The organism is Psychrobacter sp. Arc9 (genome assembly GCF_041431295.1).
GTDB lineage: Bacteria > Pseudomonadota > Gammaproteobacteria > Pseudomonadales > Moraxellaceae > Psychrobacter.
Window position 1 is genome coordinate 48,100 of the sequence record NZ_JASMRK010000002.1, and the last position, 16,447, is coordinate 64,546.

The following is a 16,447-nucleotide window of genomic DNA, read 5'->3' on the forward strand; positions in this document are numbered from 1 at the left end:
ACACGTTAAGCTAATTTCTAATATTTTTTAAATTGATTAGCATCGGACAGATAATTTATGCCAAAAGTTACCGTACTACCCCATCACGAAATCTGCCCTGAAGGCGCAGAAGTTGAGTTGCAAGCTGGTGAAAACTTATGCAAAGCACTACTAGAAAAAGGCATTAAAATCGAGCATGCCTGTGAGATGTCGAAAGCTTGTACTACATGCCATGTTGTAGTACGTAAGGGTTTCAACAGTTTGGATGAGATGGATGATATCGAAGCTGATCTACTTGATCGTGCTTGGGGACTAGAGCCTGATTCACGTTTATCTTGTCAGGTCATGCTTGATGACGAGGATTTGACCATCGAAGTTCCTAAATATACCCTTAATCATGCTAAAGAAAATCATTAAACACTGATGATTCTTTCTAGTTAAGATAAAAAAGGCCAGCTATGTGATAGCTGGCCTTTCTCTATATATGATTTTAAGACGATAGACTTGAAACGCTTACTTGCGATTGGCATTCTCACGCTTACTTTCTGCAGCTATACTCTTTACTACTTTTTCTTCCTCTTGCTCGATGCGTTCCAGCGCAAAATTTAAACGAGCTCTAATATCTTGATAATCATTGTCTTTCATATCTTTGAAATTCAAATGCAAATTAAAACCAGGCAATGTGTGGTCGACCCATTTAGATAAATGACCTGTACTGGCACTAGGGTCAAGTACTTGCCATGCATCGACCTTTTCATCAATTCCCTTCAAGCAAAATGCGGCAACGTGCTCACACTCATAGTTATGGCATATATAATCGTAAGTGCTTTCACTGACCAATATCTGATCTTTGCCCGCACAAGACTCAAGCCTAGAGGCTAGGTTGGCTTCTTTGCCAATGATGGTATAGCTTAATCGACTATTACTACCAAAATTACCAACGTGACAGTAGCCAGTTGTGATACCAACACGTATATATAAGCCTTCAAATCCCATTAGCCGCCATTTTTGGCGTAAAGTACGCATTTCCCGGCGCATATCGATTGCCATCGCCACACAATCTAGTGCATCTTGACGCGAGCCGCGGCTATTCGGTTCACCAAAGAAACATACCATGCCATCACCAATGAACTTATCAAGTACTGCACCGTGTTTGTCAGCAATCGATGTCATGCAATGCATATAAGTATTGAGAATATCTGCTAAATTATCAGAACTTAGACTATCAGACAACTCGGTAAAACCGACAATATCCGAAAACATGATAGTTATTTTTGCGCGTTTATTAGAAACCCTAACAGGGCTATCCGATTTGACAATAGGCTCCCAAATTTGTGGTGGTACAAAACGGGTAAGCTTATTGATCACTGATACCATTGTGTTCAGGCGTCCACTAGCCTGATGGGTACGTACTTTAAAAGTAATATGTTGCTGATAGATACGCCAGAACTGGTATAAAATAACGCCTAGACTTGCCACCATTACTATCAATGGTAATAAGCCTTCATCAAAGTCCATACTGTCTGCATTTAAGACTGTGCTAACGTAGAAAAACACAATGATAGTCACAACAGATACAGATAACAGTCTGAGGTGATTCTCAGGTCGGCTAAGAATGATACGTACACCAATCAAAGCAGCCAAACTGATTGATATGACCGTACAGCATTGTAGCGAGCCAATGACAACCGATAATAGAATAATAACGATATTAGACGTCCAAAAGCTGGTCTGGCGTCGGTAGTTATATATCAGGATCATAAGGCTTGGCAATGTAATAATAACCAATAGTGCCATTGAGATAGAGCGGAAGTCGTAGTATATAGCACGCAAAACAACCGTCAGTATCAACACGAACACTTCTGGATAGTCAAAACGACATGTCCCGGTGTCCTTTAACGGTGTCATTGGTTTGAATGTCTCTGAGAAGGTCATATGAGATTCACTTAAATAAGGTGAGCTACCTGAGAGACAAAGGCATACTACACTAACATATGTACGTTATTTGTCCTTATGACGATTTATCATAAGATATATCTAATAATATATTATACTTTTGAAATAAGTTTAAACAAGGTTACTGATGACTATAAGGCGACCTTTTGTCTAGTTTATTCACTGTTTTACAGTTTTTATCCAAATTTAAATAAAAAGAGAGGCCAGATACATTTAAGTATCTGGCCTCTCTTTTTACATATAAAATTAAGGTTCAATCTATTCTTATTGAAGGCAAAATAGAATAATAATTACATTTGCCAATCAAACGGCATTTGGTGATGACCACGTAATGCCATCATCAATGTTTGCTGCATTTGCGCCAATACTTCTTTAGTATATGGGACAGCTGGCACACCCCATACTGGATTTGGCCATTGCATATCATTTTGATAACGGACAATGTGATGAAAGTGAAGTTGTGGCACTTGATTACCAAGAGCGGCCACATTCATTTTATCAGCTTGAAAGGTTTTAGCTAACTGACTCGACAACCAGCTGGACTCTCGTAAAAACTGTGTTTGATCTGCCTCAGACAGCTCATATAACTCTTTGATACCGGAGACACGTGGCACTAATATCAGCCAAGGAAATTGGCAGTCATTGATTAAACGACAAGTGGATAATGGAAAATCCCCCACTAAAAAACTATCAGCAGCAAGTTTATGATGAAGTTGGAACATAATGACGGTTCTCTTGTTGTTTAATGCAAATAAAATACAGAGGGTTAAAAAGTTAGTTGGGCTATTTTATCAGTTATCGGGTTGATAAAATAGCACCATAATTTATTGGTTTAATATGACTACTGAGCCTACTGATATCTAGCCATGTACTAAGCAGGCTCTGTCACCATGTGCTCGCTAAAATAGCGCAGCAGCTCTTGTATGACCGTTACGCGCTGTTGCGGTGTGGCCAGTTTATCGCTATTTTGGTAACGGATACCAGATGCGCCATTCATACGATAATGCTGACCATTTGATTGGATCAATTTAATAATCGCTAACGCATCAACTGGAGTATCTGGCGCAAATTCCAGCGTCATACTACTACTGTTGGCATCAATTTTGTTAATCTTAAGCGGCTCTGCTTGTAAGCGTAATCCATGAATAGCGAATAGCTGCTTGGTTTGATCTGGCAGTGCTCCAAAGCGGTCTATCATCTCCGTACGAATATCTGTCAATGCTTCTTTATCATCGGTATTACTAATACGCTTATAGAACAATAAGCGCTGATGCACGTCATGTAGATACTCTTCTGGAATAAGAGCAGAACTATGTAAGTTTATTTCACTGGTTAGCGACAATGGTGTATTTAAATCAGGCTCCTTGCCAGCTTTAATGGCTTTAGTCGCACGCTCAAGCATATCCATGTATAAGCTAAAACCAATCGCCTGCATATTGCCACTTTGCTGCTTACCCAATATCTCACCTGCGCCGCGAATCTCTAAATCCTCACTTGCCAGCATAAAACCTGCACCCAAAGTATTGGCGCGTTCAATCGCATGTAAACGGCGCTTGGCATCACCTTTGAGTCCTTTTAGAGATGGCACTAGTAAGTAACAATACGCTTGATGATGACTACGTCCTACTCGGCCACGCAGCTGATGTAATTGCGCAAGACCAAACTTATCTGCACGCTCAATGATAATCGTATTAGCATTGGGCACATCAATACCCGTCTCAATAATGGTAGAGCAAACCAACACATTGAACTTTTTATGATAAAACTGCTGCATAATCTGCTCAAGTTGGCGCTCTTGCATTTGTCCATGGGCAACCCCTACCCGCGCTTCTGGCACGAGGTCACGAATAGTCTCTGCCATACGCTCAATACTAGCCACATCATTATGCAAGAGATAGACTTGCCCGCCGCGCAACAGCTCGCGCAAGATGGCTTCTTTCATCAAGGCATCTGTCTTTTGCATGACAAAAGTTTTAATCGCAAGTCGACGTGCTGGCGGTGTGGCAATAATAGACATGTCACGCATGCCTGAGAGTGCCATATTAAGCGTTCTAGGAATGGGAGTCGCGGTCATAGACATACTGTCTACATCTGTCTGAATAGCCTTGATACGCTCTTTATGACGCACTCCAAAGCGATGCTCTTCATCAACAATCATCAGGCCAAGGTTGGCAAATTTCACATCTGGTTGTAGCAGTTTATGAGTACCAATGACAATATCCACTTTACCAGCGGCCAAATCAGCCAATACCATTTCTTGATGTTTTTTGCCGCCAAAGCGCGATAAGCTCTCGATACGGACTGGCCAATCGGCAAAACGATCACGGAAATTGTCTTCATGCTGACCAGCAAGCAACGTAGTAGGCACCAGTACGGCAACCTGATAGCCAGCACTAACGGCAATAAAGGCGGCTCGCATCGCGACTTCTGTTTTGCCAAAACCAACGTCACCACAAATAAGACGATCCATCGGCTGGTTTTGTCTCATGTCTTCCATTACCGCATGAATAGCATTGGCTTGGTCGGCGGTTTCTTCAAAGGCAAACTGACTGGCAAATAGCTCATACTGCGATGGGTCTATTTTGAAATGAATGCCAACTTTAGCCTCACGTCTTGCCTGCATATTGAGTAATTCAGCAGCGACGTCATGAATTTGCTCCAATGCTTTTTGCTTGGCTCGGTCCCATTTACCACTACCAATCTTATGGAGTGGTGCTAAGGCAGGATCGCCGCCACTATAGCGACTAATCATTTGCAGATTGGCCACTGGCACGTAGATACTAGCGTCATCAGAATACTTTAAGTGGATAAACTCTTGCTCACCATCGCCCACATCTAAGGTAATCAAGCCATTATAACGACCGATACCATGCTCGATATGTACCACTGGACTGCCATCTGTTATCTCAGTGACGCTCTTGACTAAGAACTCTTCTGATACCCCGCTTTGGCGACGACGGCGTGTCTGTAAAACTTGACGACCAAACAGCTGCGTCTCACTAATCAACACCAAGCGTTCAGGCACATAGACACCGCGCTCAATCGGTGCCACAGTCAGACCGACATGCGGTAGGTGATTGTTCTTGGTAACACTAGTTTTATCTGCAGCTAAAAATGCCTCAAAGCTATCATATGCTTTGATATCAATCTTGCCTTTGAACAGTTCAATGAGAATCTCGCGACGGCCTGCGGTTTCTGCAACGATTAGTACGGGTGTTGAAGTCTTTGATTGCATATCTAAGAAGTCGAGCAATTCGGATAATGGTTCAGACTTTTGATGATTAACTGCTAACTGTGGCGGCTCTTGAGCACTTAATGTCACTAGTCCTTGTTGTTTAGTCACACTCGATGGCAATGGCATTTGTGAGGCATCTATACTTTCTGGCACTACCACATCATTCATCGTAGCCAGTTCATCACGAGCACTTAATATTACTCTTGGGTACTGGTTTAGCTGTTCGTTAAGCGCGTTAGATAATAGATACAGCATTGCTGGCTCTACGATAGGCTTATCAATATCATGGCGACGCTCTTCGTAACGGCGCTGAATTTGCGACCGATAATCGGCTTGTTTTTCATTGATTAATTCATCGGTGATAAACAATGCATCGCTTGGTAAATAGGAAAATAGGCTACTCTCTGCCTCCCAGTCTTTTAAGTTAAAAAATAGCGGCTGATAATACTCTAATCCGCTACTTGCAATCCCTGCCATCACGTCTTTGTGCAGCTCAGACTTGCGGCTACTGGTATTAGGGAACATGGCAGCAAAGTTCGTGCGGAACGTCTCACGCCCTTCATCGAGCGGAAACTCTTTTGCAGGCAAGATTTGAAATTGGTCGATAGGTTTAGAGATATCTGGCATCTTATGCAGTAGTGACAATGACTCTTTTGCCATACTGGTATCGTTGCCCGTTAACATCGCTTTAAGATCGTCAGGGGTCAATGTACGCTGCGTTTGAGGATGAAAAAAGCGAATCGTTTCGATTTCATCATCGAACAAGTCTAAACGTAGCGGAAAAGGCTGACCCATGGCAAAAATATCAATAATACTGCCACGTACTGCAAACTCACCTGGTTCAAAGACATTTTCAACCGCGCGATAACCTGCTTTTGCCAATAGCCCTCGCTGGGTATTGATATCAAAACGATCGCCGACACTCAAATCAAAATGCTGTCCAATCAACCAGCTTGGCGGTGCGACGCGATGCATGAGCGCTTGTATTGAAATAAGTAGCACGCCCGTTTTTGGCATATCCGTCAACAGATTAATGCGTTCGCTAACGATGTCTTGATGTGGAGATAGCTCATCATAGGTTAGCGTTTCCCAGTCAGGGAATACGTAAGCATCGACTCCGCAAAATGCCAGCTCAGTCTCTATTTGATTGAGTTGGTTCTGGTCACGTGCCACCACAACTTTTAGGCGCTCGGCAACATTCCACATAGGTGTTTGCACCAAGCTTGCCAACCATAAACTGCTGACCGCACCATGGACAGGCGCTAGCCAACGCCGCTCGGCATTTTGGATAGGAAACAACTGCTGGTTAATAGGGTCAAACGCGTCAGTCAGAGCAGTAATAGGCATAAAGAATAGGATCAAAGTTAAGGAGTCAGAAAGCTATTATACGAATATTTGAGCAATTACCAAAACTTATGCCGTAACGGTTTGTCACTTAAGAGTTTACTCATTAATGATTGAGTGTTAACAACGATTATTGCGCTTTAACTGTCATTACATAACAAAAAACCCCAACTTATCAGCTGAGGTTTTTGTTTTTACTAATCAAGCCAAGCCTAAAACTTCAGCTGATAAGTGGTTTATCATTAACGATAATGCCATTATTATCAGCATAAACAAACATACCCGAGTTCAACGTTAAGTCACCGAAGCTGATTTCGATATCCGTTTGACCTTCATCACGGCGAGTTGATTTGCGCGGGATACAACCAAGCGCCATCACGCCAAGATCCATCTCTGCCATGTCATCAACATCGCGGACACAACCATATACAATAACCCCAGCCCAGCCATTATCGATAGCTGATTGTGCAATCATATCGCCTAGTAGTGCACAGCGCATAGATCCACCGCCATCAACGACCAACACTTTGCCATTGCCTTCTTTGTCTTTACCATCGCTATTCAATAGAGATTTAACACGGCTATTGTCTTCAAAACACTTAACCGTCACTATTTCACCGCAGAATTTGTCTTTCGCACCAAACTGACGGAATGACTTACTTTCGATATTTGGCAAGCATACTTGCGACTCAGGATTGGCATCCAATAGATCACAAGTGACAAAATTCCCTCTATCCATTTGTATCGATTCTGACATTGCTCCTGCTCCTTGTTTTAGTGATTCAACTGACTGGTTTTTCAATACTTATCGATGCTTTGATAATAGTTATTGTATTTTTTACTCTTGTATTCTTGTTCTAATGCAATTAACAATCAATATCTGTAGCTTTCCAGTTTTGAGACTGAATCTGTCACTAGAAAAACTGTCCTTTTATTTTTTGACACGGGTCATCGCTAGCATCTGCTTATTTTCGATAATATCGATATGCTTGATTTGAGGTTCAGTACGATATTTACTACGATGATAGATATCATGAGCACTCATGGCCATGGCACTAGCAACGCGTTTAGCAGAGATAGGATGTAACGATAGTGACTCTGACACGAGCGGCGAGATGAGTTTAAAGGCTTTTTGACCAATGCTTTCAAGCGGACGACCTTTATGCTTACCAAGCAATAATGACGGACGGAAGACGACCAACTGGCCAAAATCTAATGCCATAACAGCCTGCTCTGTTTCAGCCTTGACTCGATTGTATAAAAAACGACTATCAATATCCGCATTCATTGAGGAGAGTAAAAAGAAATTCTCTACCCCTTTGTCACGACATAACTTGGCAAAGTTTACGTTGTAGTCTCGATCTACCTTGCGAAAAGCCTCATCACTACCAGCCTGCTTTTTTGTCGTACCCAAACAACTAAAAGCATCCGTGGTGCGATCGGCACCAACACTTGCAAACACTTCAGAGAGATTATCGAAATCATTGATTTGATAAAAACGCATGCTGGCATTAATGTAGCGTGGCGGGCGACGAGCAATCACAATCAATGTGTCATAAAGCTCACTCAGTTGCTTTACCAAATGCTGCCCTACTAACCCCGTTGCGCCAATCACAATTGCTTTTCGCTGCATACCCTATCCACTTATATAACATTAGATGAACTATATTGATGAGAAAATACCTATATCAAGGTCTATCGTTAGAATATCATACCTAAATTCCTCAATAACTGATGCTATTATATAGGATATATTGTAAGAGATTTTATCAACCCTCTATGTCTGTCAGCGCTTACTAAGGATTTAGTTACTAGAATGACCCAGATTCAATGATATTACGTAACTTCTTTGAGCATTAATCATCAAATATATTGTCCTTAGTTCAATAATTTGCTAAGATAATCGGCTTTACACGTCAACGCTGTTTAATTATTCCAAACAGCTCTGACGCTTACGATGCTCTATTTATATTAGATACTTTAATATCAGACATCGACATCATATTTGACGAGACGGCTGCTCGTCACCGATGATTGTTAAACCCATTATTGCAATCAACATTCATATTTTTATCTATCTTTATCAAGGAGATACGCGTGGCTAATACTGCACAAGCTCGTAAACGCGCCCGTCAAAACACCAAACGTCGTCAGAACTCTGCGTCACAACGCTCTATGGTTCGTACTTACTTAAAACGTGTTGATGCGGCTATCGCAGCTAAAGATTATGACGCGGCTACCGAAGCTTACAAAAAAGCGGTACCAGTTCTTGATCGTATGGCTGACAAAGGTATTATTCATAAGAATAAAGCTGCTCGTCGTAAGAGCCGCCTAAACAAAACAATCAAAGGCCTACAAGCTTAAGATTTGTATTGGTTAGACCGCATTTCGTTTTTATAGCGTAATGACTAAAACCTTGTCACTGGTTCTAATACCGTGGCAAGGTTTTTTTTATGCCTGTTCAAAACGTATTCAACGAATAGTTGCTCTATCAACTCATTCAATGTTTGAACAAAGCATCAATTCCACTGTACTTCTGGCGGCAATAGCAACTTGCTAGGATGATAGCCAGCTGCACGGTAACCGTCTAATAATGAACTAATCGGCCGAGTATATACCTGACCCCGCCAAATAAAATGCGCGCTCGCTTGATCAAATGGCTTATCATCGAACCATAAGAACACGCCTTCCATCATCTTTGGCCAATCATTCCAATCAATCTCTACCACATCGAACATGACGGCCAAGAACGCAGATAGCAACGTGTCATGACTCACAGCGAGCATCAGATGGCCATGCTGCGGCTGATTCTGATAAAAAAGCGACAGAATATCCAAACCGCCTTGATAGGTGTTTTTAGTCCCTTCGAGATTGCCTTGCAAAAAACGATTAATAAAGTTCAGGACGCCAATTTCTTTGAACACAGGATTGGCTATTTCAGGCTCAGTGACGAGACTGCCAGGCTCAACCAACAATGATTGATGCGTAATGTCACGCCGTAGTCCTGCCCCCTCTTGCATCAGCTGCGCGGTATCGATACAACGCCCAATCGGGCTAGAAATACTATCGACGTCGAGCGAATATGGTAGATGACCTGATAACCAACGACCCCAAGACTTTGCCAGTATACGGCCTTTAGGAGTCAACGGTAGCTGATAGCTAGCAAAGCCATTACCATCAGAACGCTCGCGTAAAGAGTGCCTAGTAAATAGTATCAGCCGCTTATTTTCAGGCAATAGGCTAACGGAGGAAATCATACTATCTGGTAGGTGCGAAGGTGCAGGCGCGCTTGGGGTGTGACTCGCAAGCTTGTCAGCAGATATTTTGGACAGGGTGTTATTTAGATATTTACTCATGATAGCAAGCCTAGCAGATTTCTTATCAGGAATGAACCACAGACAAATCTAGTTGCAATATATCTTATAAATACTATGTACTCTTTCAGAAAAACGCTTTATTCAAAAGAATCTATGTCTAGAATAAATCGAGATTTGCCAGATATTTACACACGGTCCTAGCCAATATCAATGACTTTGTCCCACGCGAACTCTAGTGCGGTACTACTGACCTCATTAGGATAGGCTCGTGGATTGACAATCACTCGCGTATTACCAATTTTATAATCAAATGCTTCATGAGTATGTCCGTGTACCCATAGCATCGGCGCCCAATCCTCGTGCATCCATCCTGACAGATCACTGACGAAAGCCGCATTACTCGGTAGATTGGCATATTTTTCAGACACCGATAACGCACTGACGCTGTGATGACTCATGACTACTGTTTTTTTACCTAGTTCATGAGATTCCATCAAAGCTTGCTGTAGCCACTGACGATGCTTGGCATGAATCTGCATAGATACTTCAGGTGAAAACAATTCGTTGCCTGCATAGATTTGCTTATAGTCACGCATAAAATGACGAGCAGCGGCCATGGTGTCTTCGTTAGCATGATACTGATAGTCTGTCCAAAGGGTACAACCTAAAAGGCGTATATCACCGATATCGATATGCTGGCATTGTAATACGCGAACCCCTTTTTTAGACGCAGTATCATAGTTATCCCAAGTTGCCAGTTTATGGTCAAAGTTCAAGACATCTTCATCAAAGTATTCATGATTACCAGCGATAGTAATCAGGGGAATTTCTAAGCGCGCCGCTTGTTCTTGCAACCACGGCATACCTTTGTCGCTATTAGCAGTATCCCCTGCTACCAGCACTATATCTGCATCAGTTTTGGGAATATGTCCAACGGGGTGCGATTGACGTGCATAACTATCAATATGTAAGTCACTCAATATCTGTAATTTCATATTATCCAACATCACTTAGTGGCGTTATTATTAAAAATCTAATTAGCGATAAACGCTCATAGCAGTACTACTGATCTTTAGCTACATGAGCGTTGTCAATATAGTTATTATATTTTAGAAAGGTTGTAAGAATAAATTTAAGTAGTGTAGCAGCTTTTCCTTGACCATCAAAAAGTAAAAAGACAGCCATTTAGGCTGTCTTTTTTTCTTAACATCTATTCAAACTTAAATACTTTGAAGTATTGTCTGTAGTTTAGCAGCAGGGTCTGAGGCTTGAGTGATCGAACGACCAATGACTAAATAATCGGAACCGTCTATTAGCGCCTGACTTGGTGTACAGATACGTTTTTGATCATCCGCATTGTCTTCAGCTAGGCGTATGCCAGGCGTTACCAGTTTAAAATCCTGACCACATAATGCTTTAAGTGCCTTTGCTTCTTGAGCCGAGCAAACTACCCCATCTAGACCAGCTTGCTTAGTCAGTTGTGCTAGTCGGCTTACTTGGGTATCTAAGCTATCAGTGATGCCTGTTTGCATCAACGCTTCACTATCCATAGAGGTTAATACAGTAACTGCAATAAGTAAGGTATCGAGATCTCTATCTAGCAAGCGCTGTTTTGCCAACGACATGGCCTCTAGACCTGCGCTAGCATGGACATTCACCATCCATACACCAAGTTCAGCGGCAGCCAATACTGCTTGAGCAGTGGTATTCGGAATATCATGAAATTTCAAGTCTAAGAACACTTCAAAATCACGTTGATGTAATGCCTTGATGATATCAGGACCACAACGCGTAAACAGCTCTTTACCGACTTTCAATCGACATTGGGATGGATCTAACTGGTCAGCTAACGCTAAAGAAGCCTTTACCGTCATATTGTCTAGAGCGACGACAACTGGAGAGTTAATTACTTTATTCATGGTTTTACCATATATTTTGAAGTTATCAAAGTATTGTATTTGAGGTCAGTACTGCGATCGTTGAACTGTCACTTAGCAGAGCACCTAAAAGATTACCTAAAGACTTAATCTCGTCTACGCTTAGATAGAGTAGAGCCTTCAGTTAGGCTAGTTGCATCGGTATTGTGCACGTTAGTAGCAGAAGCACCATAAACAGCTTCATCTACTGTTGGCGCGCTTGCTTGACGATCGATAACTGTATTGGCTTGAGTCAATTGCTCTTGCAGGTTTGCGTTTGCTTTTTGCAGACGTGAGATTTCCCACTTATTCTGTAGCACACGAAAGATAAGTAATGCCAGTAAAATACCAATAACAATACCTAGCATCAAACACAAAATAAGTAGCAACCCTAGATTCATCGTAGGTGCTTGTGAAAACAGTAGGTTGACTCCGACCTCAGTATTATTTGCCAATACCAAACCAAGTGAATAGGCAAAGCTCAAGAATAGCAATACAAATAGTAGAAAGCGCATGAGACAGTTACCTCTGTTTGGAATGATAAATTTTGACGGTTAGATAGCCAGTGCTGGTTTAATTAACCGTTTGCTACCGTATCGTTTACTGCTTCGCGTAAAGCCTTACCTGGCTTAAAATGTGGAATCGCTTTAGCCGGTACAGGTACGCTTTCACCTGTCTTAGGATTACGTCCCATACGGGCACGGCGATGATGTAGACAAAAACTACCGAATCCGCGAACTTCGACTCGGCCATCATTGGCTAAAGTATGGGTCATCAAGTTTAAGATTTCACGCACTGCGTCATCAACCACGGTGTCTGCCATGTTGTCACAGTTTGCACTCAAATTACTAATAAATTCGGATTTGTTAATCGCTTGCTGCATTATTACGCTTGCCTTGTTGATTGATGGATAAGCTGATGATAAGTCAACGCTCTATAGTACGTAATTGCGTTTGTATAATTAAACTATATATACTGAATCTTTGAAAATTAACATTCAGAATCACATTATGACTATAAAAAGCTTATAACTATCATCTCGTTACTCAATGGTGCAAATGATAGCGGATATTAGCGTAAATGGGAATAAGAGTTTGCCCATTTGGCTAAAAACCTCTCTTACTAACTGTATTAATAAAATCTAATCATAAAAAAAAGCGACCGAAGTCGCTTTTTTTATATTACTTTTATGTCAATAGTTTGCAGCTTACTGCATTTGCTCTTTGATCAAATCACCAATAGTTTTTGGCTGTGCATCAGAACCTGGAGCAGCAGTAGTGTTCGTGCTACCAAGATCTTTAATCGCTTGACGCTCTTCAGCTTCGTCTTTCGCTTTGATAGACAAGTTGATGTTGCGTGTTTTACGATCAACACTGATGATTTTCGCTTCAACGTCATCACCAACAGTCAGATGCTTAGTTGCATCTTCAACGCGGTCACGTTGGATTTCAGAAGCACGTAGATAAGCTTCAACTTCGTCAGCAAGTTCGATAGTAGCGCCTTTAGCATCTACTTCTTTTACTTTACCATTAACGATAGCACCGCGGTCGTTACCAACCAAGTACTCGTTGAATGGATCAGAGCTTAGCTGCTTAACGCCAAGGCTAATACGGTTAGCTTCTGCATCTACAGACAATACCATTGCTTCAACGGTGTCACCTTTGTTGTAGTTACGGATAGCATCTTCGCCAGTTTCGTTCCAAGAGATATCAGATAGATGAACAAGACCATCAATACCACCGTCTAGACCGATAAAGATACCGAAGTCAGTGATTGATTTGATAGTACCAGTGATTTTATCACCGCGCTCATGTTTCTTATCAAACTCATCCCATGGGTTAGCTAGAGTTTGTTTGATACCTAGGCTGATACGACGACGTTCTTCATCGATATCAAGAATCATTACTTCAACTTCATCGCCCACTTGAACAACTTTAGATGGGTGGATGTTTTTGTTGGTATGATCCATTTCTGATACGTGTACTAGACCTTCAATACCTTCAGAAATCTCAGCGAAACAACCATAGTCAGTCAAGTTAGTTACGCGAGCTTTTACAACACTACCTACTGGGTAAGTGCCGCCAACGTTATCCCAAGGATCAGTACCAAGTTGTTTTAAACCTAGGCTAACGCGGTTGCGTTCACGGTCAAACTTCAATACTTTAACTTTTAGGTCTTGGCCAACTTCAACAACTTCAGATGGGTGCTTGATACGGCGCCATGCCATGTCAGTGATGTGCAATAGACCATCGATACCACCTAGATCAACGAACGCGCCGTAATCAGTAAGGTTCTTAACGATACCTTCGATCTCGATGCCTTCTTCAAGCTTGTTCAATAGCTCTTCGCGCTCAGCTGAGTTTTCAGCTTCCATAACTGCACGACGGCTAACAACAACGTTGTTGCGTTTCTGGTCAAGTTTGATGACTTTGAATTCTAGCTCTTTGCCTTCAAGATGCGTTGTATCACGGATAGGACGTACATCTACCAATGAACCTGGTAAGAACGCGCGTACTGAACCGATATCTACAGTGAAACCGCCTTTAACTTTGCTTGAAATGATACCTTTAACGATTTCATCGTTATCAGCGATTTTTTCAAGGAAGTTCCAAGTTTCAACACGTTTAGCTTTCTCACGTGACAGCAAGGTTTGACCCATGCCGTTATCAACCGCTTCAACTACGACATCAACGCTATCGCCAACTTCAACTTCAAGTTCGCCTTCTTCGCTTAAAAACTCTTCACGAGCGACGATACCTTCAGATTTAAGACCAGTATCTACTGTGATCCAATCGCTATCGATGGCCACAACAGCACCTGTAATAACCGAGCCACGCTCGATATCTAGGCCCTGCTCTTCAATGCTCGCTTCAAATAGTTCAGCAAATGATTCCATTATGTCTACCTTTGTATAGCCGTATCCTGTCCAGCACAGTACGGATCAAATTTATGATTGTATAGAACGAAATACTGGTTTTATATCCCATACAATCATATAAAAAAACGTTTGTTGATAGCGAGCTCATTATAATTAAAACTGACTAACAACAACTGTCTTATATCGAATGCAATATCTTGAATAAACTAAGTTTTTCTTATGGCTTCAATAAAATTTAACTTAACCGTATTATTTTATACTAAAACAATGATTAATAGGAAACTTTTTAGTACTTAATATGTTGTTTTTACTAGCTATTAAATGACTAGCTAGTGAAAAAAACACCTTTATCTTGGCAATGCTTCTTAACCTGCTCATATACTGCATCAGCATTAAGCGCTGAGCTATCAAGTAATAATGCATCTGCCGCAGGCTTCGATGGCGCTGTACTGCGATTTTCATCACGATCATCACGCTCTTTTATCGTCGCTAAAATCGCCTCAAAATCTGCTGTTTGACCAGCATTCAATAACTGAATCACACGGCGCTCTGCACGTGCTTCAGCACTGGCCGTCAAAAACACCTTAACATCAGCATCTGGGAAAACAACCGTACCCATATCGCGACCATCAGCAACCAAACCTGAACGAGTGGCCATATCTTGTTGTAGCTTGAGCAATGCTTGACGAACTTGTGGAAAGACAGCTATCTGTGATGCATAGCCTCCGACCGTTTCATTGCGTACTTGCTCACCTACTGCTTGTCCATTAACAATGATATCTACACGTCCTGAGTCATTGTTTGGTACAAACGCTATCTCTAAGCTTTCAGTCAATGCTAATACAGCATTTTCATCAATTGGTTGGCTAGTATCTGCGCTGATTAAACCCGCTTCAAAGGCTTTTAGCCCAACAATTCTATAAAGCGCACCAGAGTCTAACAACTGATAGCCTAACACTTGTGCTAGACGCCATGTGACCGTACCTTTACCAGCGCCACTGGGACCATCGATACAAATAACAGGGTAGCGCACTGATGAGGTATGGCTATCCTCTGTATTGAGTAAAACATTATCAGGTGTAGAACTAGTCATAATACTTACTCAATAATATGCGTTACTTATATCGCTTATCGTATGTCATTAATAAAACAATATTTATTCGTATGTTAAGTCTTTAATAGCCCATTGAAATGGGTGCTATCAAATAGGGCAATATTATAGCAAAAAATCATCGTGACCACTAGCACCAAGACTGATATCTTGTTTATTAGTATTTTGAGTTTACATAGTGGCCTTATTCTTTTTCGCCGCTTGCCTACGCTCACGAAAAAATGTCTTAAGTATTTGACTACTATGCTCGCTGCATAATCCACTATAGGCTTGAATACTGTGATTATAGAAAGGTTGTAATGATAAGTCCATTTGACTACCAACCATCCCAGCACGCGGTTCACTCGCTGCGTACACCAGCTTGTTTACACGCGCATGAATTAATGCACCAATACACATTGTACACGGCTCCAGAGTGACATATAAAGTAGTCTGTAGCGGCAGTCGATAATTTTCTAAACGCGTACAAGCATCTCTCAATGCAACTATCTCTGCATGAGCAGTAGCATCATGACTACTAATTGGTTGATTAAACCCTTGGCCAATAATTTGCTGCTCATGTACCAATACCGCACCTACCGGCACCTCTCCTCGCTCAGCACCTTGTCTAGCAAGTTCGATTGCTTGTTGCATCCATTTAATATCTTCAGCTAACCAAAAAGTGCTGGCCTGCATATTTAAAGGTTGATACGGCATTAAGCTTATATTCTG

Annotated in this window: 15 protein-coding genes; 2 read left to right on the forward strand and 13 right to left on the reverse strand. The window is 41.6% G+C overall.

From position 1 onward, the window contains the following. Positions 1-57: 57 nt before the first annotated feature. A complete protein-coding gene (gene fdx, locus QO187_RS01490; RefSeq protein WP_101206134.1) occupies positions 58-396 on the forward strand; it encodes an ISC system 2Fe-2S type ferredoxin in 339 nt (112 codons plus the stop codon). Between the two features lie 96 nt (positions 397-492). Here fdx and QO187_RS01495 read toward each other — a convergent pair whose 3' ends face one another. The 5 genes from QO187_RS01495 to QO187_RS01515 form a co-directional block, all read right to left on the reverse strand. Beyond that, complete coding sequence (locus QO187_RS01495; protein ID WP_205962089.1) at positions 493-1,914, reverse strand: adenylate/guanylate cyclase domain-containing protein; 1,422 nt, start codon at positions 1,912-1,914, stop codon at positions 493-495. A 311-nt stretch (positions 1,915-2,225) separates the two neighbouring features. Then, on the reverse strand, positions 2,226-2,657 hold the full coding sequence (locus QO187_RS01500) for an HIT domain-containing protein (protein ID WP_057759208.1): 432 nt from the start codon (positions 2,655-2,657) through the stop codon (positions 2,226-2,228). Positions 2,658-2,806: 149 nt separating this feature from the next. Further along, a complete protein-coding gene (gene mfd, locus QO187_RS01505; RefSeq protein ID WP_371546770.1) occupies positions 2,807-6,517 on the reverse strand; it encodes a transcription-repair coupling factor in 3,711 nt (1,236 codons plus the stop codon). A 217-nt stretch (positions 6,518-6,734) separates the two neighbouring features. Further along, the gene (gene rraA / locus QO187_RS01510) at positions 6,735-7,271 is read right to left on the reverse strand and encodes a ribonuclease E activity regulator RraA (protein ID WP_371546772.1); all 537 of its coding nucleotides are present in this window, start codon (positions 7,269-7,271) and stop codon (positions 6,735-6,737) included. 174 nt (positions 7,272-7,445) lie between these two features. Further along, on the reverse strand, positions 7,446-8,147 hold the full coding sequence (locus tag QO187_RS01515) for an NAD-dependent epimerase/dehydratase family protein (RefSeq protein WP_057759204.1): 702 nt from the start codon (positions 8,145-8,147) through the stop codon (positions 7,446-7,448). Between the two features lie 464 nt (positions 8,148-8,611). Here QO187_RS01515 and rpsT point away from each other — a divergent pair, with 464 nt between their 5' ends. Further along, positions 8,612-8,878 (forward strand): 30S ribosomal protein S20, encoded by a 267-nt coding sequence (gene rpsT / locus QO187_RS01520; protein ID WP_010200097.1) that lies wholly within the window; start codon positions 8,612-8,614, stop codon positions 8,876-8,878. Between the two features lie 155 nt (positions 8,879-9,033). Here rpsT and QO187_RS01525 read toward each other — a convergent pair whose 3' ends face one another. From QO187_RS01525 to tadA, 8 genes are all read right to left on the reverse strand, one after another. Continuing rightward, positions 9,034-9,870: a histidine phosphatase family protein gene (locus QO187_RS01525; RefSeq protein WP_057759202.1), complete on the reverse strand. Its 837-nt coding sequence runs from the start codon at positions 9,868-9,870 to the stop codon at positions 9,034-9,036. Between the two features lie 158 nt (positions 9,871-10,028). Then, on the reverse strand, positions 10,029-10,826 hold the full coding sequence (locus QO187_RS01530) for a metallophosphoesterase (RefSeq protein ID WP_240991019.1): 798 nt from the start codon (positions 10,824-10,826) through the stop codon (positions 10,029-10,031). 225 nt (positions 10,827-11,051) lie between these two features. Then, positions 11,052-11,750 carry an orotidine-5'-phosphate decarboxylase gene (gene pyrF, locus QO187_RS01535; protein ID WP_160023008.1) on the reverse strand — a complete coding sequence of 233 codons (699 nt, stop codon included), beginning with the start codon at positions 11,748-11,750 and terminating at the stop codon, positions 11,052-11,054. Between the two features lie 104 nt (positions 11,751-11,854). Continuing rightward, positions 11,855-12,262 carry a lipopolysaccharide assembly protein LapA domain-containing protein gene (locus QO187_RS01540; RefSeq protein WP_101206142.1) on the reverse strand — a complete coding sequence of 136 codons (408 nt, stop codon included), beginning with the start codon at positions 12,260-12,262 and terminating at the stop codon, positions 11,855-11,857. Positions 12,263-12,324: 62 nt separating this feature from the next. Continuing rightward, the gene (locus tag QO187_RS01545) at positions 12,325-12,630 is read right to left on the reverse strand and encodes an integration host factor subunit beta (RefSeq protein WP_057759195.1); all 306 of its coding nucleotides are present in this window, start codon (positions 12,628-12,630) and stop codon (positions 12,325-12,327) included. 324 nt (positions 12,631-12,954) lie between these two features. Then, positions 12,955-14,643: a 30S ribosomal protein S1 gene (gene rpsA / locus QO187_RS01550; protein ID WP_371546779.1), complete on the reverse strand. Its 1,689-nt coding sequence runs from the start codon at positions 14,641-14,643 to the stop codon at positions 12,955-12,957. A gap of 307 nt (positions 14,644-14,950) precedes the next feature. Then, the gene (gene cmk / locus QO187_RS01555) at positions 14,951-15,718 is read right to left on the reverse strand and encodes a (d)CMP kinase (protein ID WP_102094434.1); all 768 of its coding nucleotides are present in this window, start codon (positions 15,716-15,718) and stop codon (positions 14,951-14,953) included. 189 nt (positions 15,719-15,907) lie between these two features. Further along, a complete protein-coding gene (gene tadA, locus QO187_RS01560) occupies positions 15,908-16,432 on the reverse strand; it encodes a tRNA adenosine(34) deaminase TadA (RefSeq protein WP_228153226.1) in 525 nt (174 codons plus the stop codon). Positions 16,433-16,447: the final 15 nt, after the last annotated feature.